Genomic DNA, 8,693 nt, shown 5'->3' with positions numbered 1-8,693 from the left:
CACTAATTACTCTAAAACCCGGCCACCGAGCCGGGTTTTGTGTGTGTAGTTTTTATCCTTTCGTGTGATCTGCCGAGTCATCGTATTCTTGGTCTACCGCGTTTAGATTTTGGTCAACCTTGCTCAGGCAGTAAGCGTTAATTGCATTGCAGATTTGGAGTAGTGGATGAGTTCCCAGTACACCTGGGTCGTTTTTTTCGTAGATGTAACGCCACTCCACAAAAACTCTGTCGTACTGACGTAAACCCTCTCCAATATCACCGAAATATCCTTCACCTCTCGCAAATTGACCAATTGACTCACGCGCGTCTTCTGGCAAATTTTCAAAAATTTTGCTCAGGTGGTGACCTTGTCCCCCTGGTGCGATTTTTAGAGTGTCGTCACGGCCAATCGATACCGCTACCCCGCCTGGTTGCTCTTCTTCGTCGAGAATGTAGGTCATTGTTGCGTTGATTGATTTGAGAAATATTTCTGTCGCTAGGCAAATATTAATCATGCCTGGCACAAATAAGTTACTTTGGCCAGACTCGATTAAATGTCTTCCGGCCTCGCCGAATGCCAGCCCTTGATGGTAGATGGCGCCCATGCAGGGGTACGTAATCACTCGTTTGTATGTCGACTTCACTAGCGAATCCATTTGTTAGGTTGTTGAATTTTGATTATGCCTCAATCGTGTGGCACTTGGTTTTTCAGTTAACCAATCAAATCGAACCGCATGTTATGGCGTGCCTTTTTCCGGAGTAACTATGGATCCGACCGACCTCGGCCCAGGCACAGCTACCTGGCTGGGCGGTAGCGCCACCGTAGTACTGGGTGGGCTTCTTTGGCTGCGCAGGTTTCTCTCCAAGGACGCAACCGACCGGGCAATGGATAGCGCCGATATCGGCACGCTGAAGCGGCTGAACGAACTGCTGAACCAAGAGCGCGCCGCCCGCAAAGAGGCCGAGGCCCGCGCCGATCAATTTGCGAAAGAGCGGAATGACCTGGCCGCCGCCGTTGGGCGCATGGAAGGCAAGATCGAAGCGCTGACCAGCCAGGTCGCTCAACTCACTGACCGCGTGACGCAACAGAGCGACGAGATCACTCGCCTGCGCACCAAGCTGGGAGGAGTCGCCTGATGGACAGATGCGCATTGGAATTTATCGCCCGCCGCTGGTGGCGCCGGGCCGAAGTCTGGGCGATTGCCGTCGTGCTGGTTGGTGGTGGATCTGTTCTGGGTTACCAGGCCGCCTACTGGTCGCTCGCCGAGTACCAGAGCAATCAGGTCACTGACATTCGCAAGGCCTACGACACCGCAATGGGTGAGCGAGACAAGCGCCTGGAAGAGCTTACACGGCAGACCGGTACCGCCGCCGACAAGGCCACGAAGGCTGCAACTACTGCGGCCCAGGCTGCCGACAAAGCGGACGAAGCCCTCAACCGGGTATCGCAGTAATCCGCGCCACGTTTTCTAATGCGCCAAATCGTGGCGTAGTTCTTAAGCTAAGAGTTTGTCTTGAGAGATCCTTGAATATTGTGAAGCGCGTACGAAAGCTCGTGCTCTACCTCATGAAGTCCCTGGTTCCACTTTTCGCTACGTGGACTTGTATCGGTCCTCATTCGAAAGTTCGCGGACGTGCTCCTAACGGCTGGACCAAAGAAGAACTGCTCCAAGTCTGTTTTTGGAACTTTCCTGCGCGATAGTGTTTCGTGCTTGGCCGCGTCTTTGATCTCATCCTTCAGCTTGGTCAGCCGGATTTTTAAATGGTCGATGCTGTTTGACGACAGTTTTGACTTATCGGCGGCATCATCGATCAGGCTCCGGGCTTCGTCATGCCATCGCTGGAGCTCGGCAATAATGGCCAGAGCCTCGTTGTGGTCCAGTTCCATTTGTTCCTCCATCGTGCGCGCGCGGGCAGGTGTGCCGCAGGTGAGTGCGGCACGGGTGCCTAGCTATTTACGTCTTTTCAATTGCTGCCTGAATTTTATCTGCATAGCTCGACAACCTGTCCAGTTCAAATTCAAGGACGGTACTTGAGCTAGCAGTTATCTTTTTGGAGATTAAGTCGAGGGCTGATGCAACTGCAAAGTGACGCTTGCCCTTTGCGTCAGATTTGAAGTACCCAGGTACATTCAGGATTCCGTTAGGGCCAGTATCAGACATATTGCATTCCTTCCGTTGAGTTGATCCTCACCAATACCGGCAACGCGCCACTATTTCAAGCTCAAGGTGATCCATGGATAGGCCATACCCTCCATCGTCACTGCTTGAGCTGTCTGACCTATCCGACTTCGGCATACGCCTGACCCCAGCTCCCGAAGTGTGGGAGTGGCTCCAGGCCGAGATCCTCGCCGAGAGCGGCACCATTCACAACGAAGACCATGCCCACCTACTGGATGCAAACTTCAGGATCATGTGGGCGTCGTCGAGCTTCACCAAGCAGGGCCGCACAGTCTTGGGCCAGGCCGAACAGGTAGCGTTCCGTGCTGGCGGCTGGCAGAAGGCGCGGATGGAACAACAGATGCGTGATTGGTTCGGTGATGTGCCGGCCTTCATCATCACGTTGGCTGCTGATTACTGCGCGCAGTGCAGCGACCTTGAGTTCTGCGCCCTGATCGAGCACGAGCTGTATCACCTGGCTCACGCGACCGACAAGTACGGTCAACCTGCATTCACCCAAGACGGGGCACCGAAGATCAAGCTTCAGGGTCACGATGTCGAGGAGTTCGTCGGTGTCGTCCGCCGCTATGGTGCAAGCCCTGACGTTCAAGCGTTGGTGGATGCTGCAAACAGTCCTGCTGAGGTGGGGAAATTGAACATTGCGAGGGCCTGCGGAACCTGTCTGCTCAAGCTGGCTTAATCCTTGACAGCCCTTGACGGAAAACGAATCTATGGCAGCCCTGAAAGATGAGGTGAAGGCCTTTATTGTCCAAGCCCTGGCCTGCTTCGACACCCCCAGTCAGGTTTGTCAGGCCGTCAAGGAGCAATACGGCATCGAGGTGTCCCGCCAACTGTGTGAGCGATACGACCCAACCAAGTATTCCGGTCGAGACCTCGGGCAGAAGTGGAAGACCTTTTTTGAAGAGTGCCGTAAGCGCTTCAGGGAAGAGACTGTCGATATCCCGATTGCCAACCGTGCCTTCCGCCTGCGAGCCATGAACCGTTTCGTGGAGAAGGCCGAGACGATGAAGAACATCGGCCTGGCCATGCAGATCCTCGAACAGGCCGCGAAGGAAACCGGCGACATCTACGTCAACCGGGCCCGGAAGGAAGAGGTTGGCGATGAACCGGTGATCCCGACCCGCATCCAGGTCGACGTGGTGGATGCGAGGAAGCCGAATGCCGAGCCTTAATGTTCCGCAGGCTCAGTTCCTCACGCTGCCCCATAAATTCCGTGCGTTCGTTGCCGGGTTCGGCTCAGGCAAGACCTGGGTGGGATGCTCGGCACTGAGCAAGCACTTCATGGAGTGGCCCGGCGTTAACGCTGGCTACTTCGCACCGACTTACCCGCAGATCCGGGACATCTTCTATCCAACCATGGATGAGGTGGCCTACGACTGGGGGCTGAAGACCAAGATCAACCAGGCGAACCACGAAGTTCACATCTACAGCGGCCGGCAGTACCGCGGCACTGTGATTTGCCGGTCGATGGAGAAGCCGCAGACCATCGTCGGCTTCAAGATCGGCCAGGCCCTGGTCGATGAGCTGGACGTGATGAGCTTGCTGAAGGCTCAGCAGGCCTGGCGCAAGATCATTGCGCGGATGCGTTACAACTTGCCCGGGCTGAAGAACGGCGTGGACGTAACCACGACGCCGGAAGGCTTCAAGTTCGTCTACCAGCAGTTCGTAAAGCAACTGCGTGACAAGCCGGCGCTGAACGACATGTACGGCCTGGTACAGGCAAGCACGTTCGATAACGAGCTGAACCTGCCGGATGATTACATCGCATCGCTGATGGAGTCGTACCCGCCACAACTGATTCAAGCGTATCTGCGTGGCCAGTTCGTCAACCTGACGTCCGGCACGATTTACACGGCCTACGACCGCAAGCTGAACCAGTGCTTCGACACTGTGCAGCCGGGCGAGCCGCTGTTCATCGGCATGGACTTCAACGTCGGCAAAATGGCCGCCATCACACACGTCAAGCGCGACCAGGGACTGCCCAGGGCCGTGGATGAGCTGATCGACGGCTACGACACGCCCGACATGATCCGCCGGATCAAAGAGAGGTACTGGCAGCACGACGGCAACGATTTCAAGAAAACGTGCGAGATCAGGATCTACCCTGATGCCTCGGGCGACTCGCGGAAATCCGTGAACGCCAGTATCACCGACCTGGCCATGCTCAAGCAGGCCGGGTTCATGGTCATCGCGCCCGCGGCAAACCCGCCGGTGAAGGACCGTATCAATGCGATGAACGCCGTCTTCTGCAATGCGCAGGGGGGTCGCCGCTACTTGATCAACCCTTTTACCTGTCCTACCTATGCCGATGGCCTGGAGCAGCAAGTGTGGGGCGCGAACGGTGAGCCAGACAAAACCGCCGGCATCGATCATGCGAACGACGCCGGCGGCTACTTCATCCATCGCGAGTACCCAATTATCAAACGCACAGGCGGAACACGCCGAATTGGAGGCTTGGCCTGATGCCAGTGCAATCGACAAACCCCGACTACGACGCGCACATCGCCGAGTGGGAGATGATGGACGACGCGCTCGAGGGTGAGTGCGCCGTGAAGCGCAACGAGCGCAACCTGCCCAAGCCGAGCGGTATGGTTGAGGCTGAAAAGATCGACGGCGCCGGCAACAAGTACCTCTACGAGAATTACACGAACCGGGCTCAGTACGAGCACTGGGTGCGCGACTCGCTGCGTTCGATGATGGGCCTGGTCTCCCGGTTGATCCCGGAGATCGAGTTGCCCACCGGCCTGAAAGGGCTGGAGGATAACGCTACAGCCGACGGCTTCGGCCTGAAGCAGTTGTTCTTCCGCATGGTGCGCCAGGCCATTTCCCACGGTCGGGTACCGTTGGTGGTGAATATCGACGAGAGCGGCGAGCCGTATTTCTCGACTTACGCGACGCGCAACGCGATCAACTGGGACACCGCTGATCAAGGCGGCCGGCAGGACCTGGTGCTTTCTGTGTTCCGCGAGTTCCGCAAGAAGGGCGGCGATCGCTACAGCCATGACTGCATCACGGTTTTCCGTGAGTTCTTCATGCTAAACGAGGTCTGCTACACCGCCGTGCGGAATGAAGGCGGTGAGCTGATCGAGGACGAGAGGCCGCTGGGCACCACCGGTACCGACAACCGCCTGATCAAAGGCCTGCCATACCTGCCCGTGATCTACTGCGGTTCCACCGACAACTCCCCGGATGTCGATGAGGTGCCGCTGCTCACCATGGCGCGGGCCGCGCTGAAGTCCTACCAGTTGAGCGCTGACTACTTCACCTCGCTGCACCAGACCAGCCACCCGCAGCCGTGGGTCTCTGGTTTGGATGAGGCGGTGGAGCTGAGCGTCACCGGCCCATCGGCGGCATGGGACCTTGGTCCGAATGGCGAGTGCGGTTACCTGGAATTCCAAGGCGCCGGCATCGAAGCCGTGCGCAAAGCCATGGATGACCAGAAGAACGCCGCGCTTGAGGCAGGCGCCAAGGTCATGGACGTGGCCGGCACCGAGTCGGGCGAGGCGCGTAAAACACGCCAGAACGACCAGCACGCGACACTGCACAGCATCGTTATCACTGTGGCCGAGGCGGTGGAGCAGGGCCTGCGATACGCGGCAGAGTGGAAGGGCTACGACCCCAAGCAGGTCAAGTTCAAGGTGAACCCTGAGTTCGTGACCCCGGTGGTCGACGCCCAGGTGCTCGCCGAGCTTCTCAAGGGCGTGATGGCCGGCACGCTCAGCGCCGACACCTACTGGCAGTACCTCACCACCGGCAAGCTGCCGGACCGCCCATACGAAGAAGAGGCCGACCTGATCAGCGATGAACGCGAGTCGGCCGGCATCAACCTGGACAACGACGATGCCAACGACAAATCTGGTGCGGGCGGACAGCCAACTGCTGGAGCAGACGACTCGCCACTCGGTAATGCTGGAGCGGCTTAAGGCTGGCGAGGTCAAGAAATTTGAGAAGTACCTGCGCCAGATCGACAAGCTGGTGCGGGAGCAACTCACCCGCAAGGAGCTGACCACCTACAGCCGGGATCGCCTTGAGCAGTTCCTGGCCCGGGTGGACGGCAAGCTGCTGGAGATCTACAAGGCCTACGGTGACCTGGTGCAGGCTGATCTGGTCGACATCGCGCTTTACGAATCGAGTTTTGAGTCCAAAAGCCTCAGCAATGCGCTCTCCATCGACGCGGTGGTGCCGGCCAACACGGTGATCCGCGCGGCGGTGTTCTCCTATCCGCTGCAGGTGAAAGGTATCGACGGTGGAAAGCTGCTGAAGAGCTTCGTCAGCGGCTGGACGCGGACCGAGACAATGCGTGTGACGAACACGATCCGGCTCGGCTTCGGCCAGGGCCAGACCAACGCCCAGATCATCCAGGCGATTCGCGGCACCGCGGCGCAGAACTTCACGGATGGCATTCTGGCGGTGAGCAACCGCAATGCTGCTGCCGTGGTGCAGACGGCAATCCAGCATGTGGCCACGACGGCACGAATGGAGACGCTGAAGGCCAACAGTGACGTGGTTCTGGGCTACCGCTGGGTGTCGACGCTCGACCGCAAGACCTCTCAGCAGTGCAAGGGCCTGGATGGGATGCGCTTCGACCTGGGTAAAGGCCCGCTGCCGCCGGCGCATATCAACTGCCGGTCAACTACGGTGCCCACCACCAGGCTTTCGGAGATGTTCGCCAAGGACGCCACGCGCGCCTCGGTGGGCGATAACGGTGGGGCCCAGGTCGACGCCGGCCTGAATTATTACGAATGGCTGGCAACGCAACCGGCGAGCTTCCAAGACCATGCCCTTGGGCCGGTCCGAGGCAAGTTGTTCCGCGACGGCGGGTTGACGCCGGAGAAGTTCGCCAAGCTGCAGCTCGACAAATCGTTCAAGCCGCTGACCCTGGCGCAGTTGAAGGAAGCAGAACCTGACATGTTCACACGAGCAGGCGTTACACTTGGCGCTCAACCAGGTTGAGATAGCACATGCAGATCATCGTTGAGGACGGGAAGGGAAGGCCCAACGCGAATAGCTTCGTGCAGCTGGAGAAGCTGACCTTCTACCGCGACTACTACGGGTTCCGGATACCTGAAACTGAGGCTGATCAGGTCGAACTGCTGCTGCGCGCTGCGGCCGACATCAACGCTCGCCAATGGAAAGGTCGTAAGGCCAACCCCGATCAGTCGATGGCCTGGCCCCGGCGTGACTGCAAGATCGAATACCAGACGCTATCCGAGACGTTCGTGCCCTTTGAGCTTGAGTGGGGGCAGGTACGGCTGGCGGTCGAGCTGTACGCCGCCTAGCAGGGCCTCCAGATCGAAGAACCGACCCACTGCACTGAGCCGAGTGGACGGCGCACGCGCCTCAACCGCGATACGCCTGGGCTGCGCATGCGGCCACCGCCATACGCACCCAGCAGGACGCAGCTCGCTGATTACCTCGTAATGCGTGGTTTGTCTGTCATAAGTTGAAACGCTAATTTCTTGCCGAAATTTTTCGAAATGTATATAAAACCGCGCCGCTGTACCATTTCAATCAGAGGCGATCGACATGCCGGTAGAAATCGAAAACACAGAAATTGACGACGAGATCGAAGAGGAAGAGGGGCCGGAAGAGCTTGATCCGATGGATCAGGAAGGCTGGGAAGACAATATTGAACGCTTGAACGACCTCTAACGCTTCCTCATCGATTCAACCGAGTCAAAGAAACCGCCCTAGTGGCGGTTTTTTTAATACCAGAATTCACACCAAACCGCCCAATGGGCGGTTTTTTTATGCCTGCAAAGCGGGCTGACCAAACCCAAGGGGTGCACCAAGTGGCAGACGAAAACCAGATTGACCTTGAAGACCCGGCAGTTAAATCCGCGATCGCCGAAGCGGTGGAAGCGGCCACTCTGGGCCTCAAGAACAAAAATACCGAGCTGCTTGGCTCACTCCGGACCACCAAAACTGAACTGGACGGTTTCAAATCCCAGTTTGAAGGCCTGGACATCGCAGCCGTGAAGGGCCTGCTTACCAAGGTAGGCCAGGATGAAGAGACCAAGCTGATTGCCGAGGGCAAGCTGGACGAGGTCATCACCCGCCGCACAGAGCGCCTGCGCACCGACTACGACACCAAGCTGGCCGCCGAGAAGGCTCGCGCCGACAAGGCCGAGCAATTCGCCGCCAAGTACAGCGACAAGGTGTTGGCCGATTCCATCCGCGCTGCTGCCATCAAGGCCGGCGCGCTCCCTGAGGCTGCCGAGGACATCATCCTGCGCGCCCGGGGCACTTTCAAACTCAGTGAAGACGGCGAAGCGATTGCCACCGACCGTGACGGCGAGGTCGTTTACGGGAAGGACGGGAAAACCCCACTGTCCCCGCTCGAATGGGCGGAATCTCTGCGTGAAACAGCAACACACCTGTGGCCAAGGGCTCAGGGTGCCGGGCAGACCGGCGACAACGGTGGCAAGGCCACGAAAAAGTGGGGTGAGTACACGGAAACCGAACGCGCTGCGATCGCCCGTGACAACCCTGAGCTCTTCAAGAAAATCCAGGCCACCAAAGGAACCTAATC

13 protein-coding genes are annotated in these 8,693 nt (G+C 58.1%); 10 read left to right on the top strand and 3 right to left on the bottom strand.

Annotated elements, in window-relative coordinates:
• Positions 1 to 52: 52 nt before the first annotated feature.
• Positions 53 to 586, bottom strand: coding sequence for a hypothetical protein (locus tag BBG20_RS17540; protein WP_141697299.1), 534 nt, complete (start codon positions 584 to 586; stop codon positions 53 to 55).
• A gap of 160 nt (positions 587 to 746) precedes the next feature.
• On the opposite strand from BBG20_RS17540, the gene BBG20_RS17535 reads away from it, so the two are divergent.
• Both BBG20_RS17535 and BBG20_RS17530 read left to right on the top strand, forming a co-directional pair.
• Positions 747 to 1,118: a chemotaxis protein gene (locus BBG20_RS17535; RefSeq protein WP_065905511.1), complete on the top strand. Its 372-nt coding sequence runs from the start codon at positions 747 to 749 to the stop codon at positions 1,116 to 1,118.
• Entirely contained in the window at positions 1,118 to 1,435 is a 318-nt protein-coding gene (locus tag BBG20_RS17530) for a hypothetical protein (protein WP_065905510.1), read from the top strand. Before BBG20_RS17535 ends, BBG20_RS17530 begins: the two co-directional genes overlap by 1 nt.
• 47 nt (positions 1,436 to 1,482) lie before the next feature.
• Here BBG20_RS17530 and BBG20_RS17525 read toward each other — a convergent pair whose 3' ends face one another.
• Together BBG20_RS17525 and BBG20_RS17520 are read right to left on the bottom strand one after the other, a co-directional pair.
• Positions 1,483 to 1,869 (bottom strand): hypothetical protein, encoded by a 387-nt coding sequence (locus BBG20_RS17525; protein WP_065905509.1) that lies wholly within the window; start codon positions 1,867 to 1,869, stop codon positions 1,483 to 1,485.
• Between the two features lie 67 nt (positions 1,870 to 1,936).
• The gene (locus BBG20_RS17520) at positions 1,937 to 2,143 is read right to left on the bottom strand and encodes a hypothetical protein (RefSeq protein WP_065905508.1); all 207 of its coding nucleotides are present in this window, start codon (positions 2,141 to 2,143) and stop codon (positions 1,937 to 1,939) included.
• Between the two features lie 73 nt (positions 2,144 to 2,216).
• Between BBG20_RS17520 and BBG20_RS17515 the strand changes: the two genes are divergently transcribed.
• The 8 genes from BBG20_RS17515 to BBG20_RS17485 all read left to right on the top strand — a co-directional run bounded on the left by BBG20_RS17515 (position 2,217) and on the right by BBG20_RS17485 (position 8,691).
• Positions 2,217 to 2,840 carry a putative metallopeptidase gene (locus BBG20_RS17515; protein WP_065905507.1) on the top strand — a complete coding sequence of 208 codons (624 nt, stop codon included), beginning with the start codon at positions 2,217 to 2,219 and terminating at the stop codon, positions 2,838 to 2,840.
• Between the two features lie 31 nt (positions 2,841 to 2,871).
• On the top strand, positions 2,872 to 3,333 hold the full coding sequence (locus tag BBG20_RS17510; protein WP_017479621.1) for a DUF2280 domain-containing protein: 462 nt from the start codon (positions 2,872 to 2,874) through the stop codon (positions 3,331 to 3,333).
• A complete protein-coding gene (locus BBG20_RS17505) occupies positions 3,320 to 4,624 on the top strand; it encodes a terminase large subunit domain-containing protein (RefSeq protein ID WP_065905506.1) in 1,305 nt (434 codons plus the stop codon). The genes BBG20_RS17510 and BBG20_RS17505 overlap by 14 nt, the downstream gene beginning before the upstream one ends.
• On the top strand, positions 4,624 to 6,084 hold the full coding sequence (locus BBG20_RS17500) for a DUF4055 domain-containing protein (RefSeq protein WP_065905505.1): 1,461 nt from the start codon (positions 4,624 to 4,626) through the stop codon (positions 6,082 to 6,084). Before BBG20_RS17505 ends, BBG20_RS17500 begins: the two co-directional genes overlap by 1 nt.
• Positions 6,002 to 7,114, top strand: a complete 1,113-nt coding sequence (locus BBG20_RS17495) for a minor capsid protein (RefSeq protein WP_404940342.1) — start codon at positions 6,002 to 6,004, stop codon at positions 7,112 to 7,114. Before BBG20_RS17500 ends, BBG20_RS17495 begins: the two co-directional genes overlap by 83 nt.
• 8 nt (positions 7,115 to 7,122) lie before the next feature.
• Complete coding sequence (locus tag BBG20_RS17490) at positions 7,123 to 7,440, top strand: DnaT-like ssDNA-binding protein (RefSeq protein WP_226939999.1); 318 nt, start codon at positions 7,123 to 7,125, stop codon at positions 7,438 to 7,440.
• A gap of 247 nt (positions 7,441 to 7,687) precedes the next feature.
• Positions 7,688 to 7,813 carry a hypothetical protein gene (locus tag BBG20_RS33335; RefSeq protein WP_264319398.1) on the top strand — a complete coding sequence of 42 codons (126 nt, stop codon included), beginning with the start codon at positions 7,688 to 7,690 and terminating at the stop codon, positions 7,811 to 7,813.
• A 140-nt stretch (positions 7,814 to 7,953) separates the two neighbouring features.
• Positions 7,954 to 8,691 (top strand): hypothetical protein, encoded by a 738-nt coding sequence (locus tag BBG20_RS17485; protein WP_065905541.1) that lies wholly within the window; start codon positions 7,954 to 7,956, stop codon positions 8,689 to 8,691.
• Positions 8,692 to 8,693 lie beyond the last annotated feature (2 nt).

This window comes from Pseudomonas aylmerensis, from assembly GCF_001702265.1.
Classification (GTDB): Bacteria; Pseudomonadota; Gammaproteobacteria; order Pseudomonadales; family Pseudomonadaceae; genus Aquipseudomonas; species Aquipseudomonas aylmerensis.
The sequence above is the reverse complement of the archived record's forward strand: the minus strand, read 5'-3'. Positions and strand labels throughout refer to the sequence as shown.

What these genes read in the sequence shown, in the direction of transcription:
- BBG20_RS17540 (WP_141697299.1), bottom strand. Translation starts at nt 586, where the DNA reads ATGGGCGCCATCTACCATCAAGGGCTGGCATTCGGCGAGGCCGGAAGA.
- BBG20_RS17535 (WP_065905511.1), top strand. Translation starts at nt 747, where the DNA reads ATGGATCCGACCGACCTCGGCCCAGGCACAGCTACCTGGCTGGGCGGT.
- BBG20_RS17530 (WP_065905510.1), top strand. Translation starts at nt 1,118, where the DNA reads ATGGACAGATGCGCATTGGAATTTATCGCCCGCCGCTGGTGGCGCCGG.
- BBG20_RS17525 (WP_065905509.1), bottom strand. Translation starts at nt 1,869, where the DNA reads ATGGAACTGGACCACAACGAGGCTCTGGCCATTATTGCCGAGCTCCAG.
- BBG20_RS17520 (WP_065905508.1), bottom strand. Translation starts at nt 2,143, where the DNA reads ATGTCTGATACTGGCCCTAACGGAATCCTGAATGTACCTGGGTACTTC.
- BBG20_RS17515 (WP_065905507.1), top strand. Translation starts at nt 2,217, where the DNA reads ATGGATAGGCCATACCCTCCATCGTCACTGCTTGAGCTGTCTGACCTA.
- BBG20_RS17510 (WP_017479621.1), top strand. Translation starts at nt 2,872, where the DNA reads ATGGCAGCCCTGAAAGATGAGGTGAAGGCCTTTATTGTCCAAGCCCTG.
- BBG20_RS17505 (WP_065905506.1), top strand. Translation starts at nt 3,320, where the DNA reads ATGCCGAGCCTTAATGTTCCGCAGGCTCAGTTCCTCACGCTGCCCCAT.
- BBG20_RS17500 (WP_065905505.1), top strand. Translation starts at nt 4,624, where the DNA reads ATGCCAGTGCAATCGACAAACCCCGACTACGACGCGCACATCGCCGAG.
- BBG20_RS17495 (WP_404940342.1), top strand. Translation starts at nt 6,002, where the DNA reads ATGCCAACGACAAATCTGGTGCGGGCGGACAGCCAACTGCTGGAGCAG.
- BBG20_RS17490 (WP_226939999.1), top strand. Translation starts at nt 7,123, where the DNA reads ATGCAGATCATCGTTGAGGACGGGAAGGGAAGGCCCAACGCGAATAGC.
- BBG20_RS33335 (WP_264319398.1), top strand. Translation starts at nt 7,688, where the DNA reads ATGCCGGTAGAAATCGAAAACACAGAAATTGACGACGAGATCGAAGAG.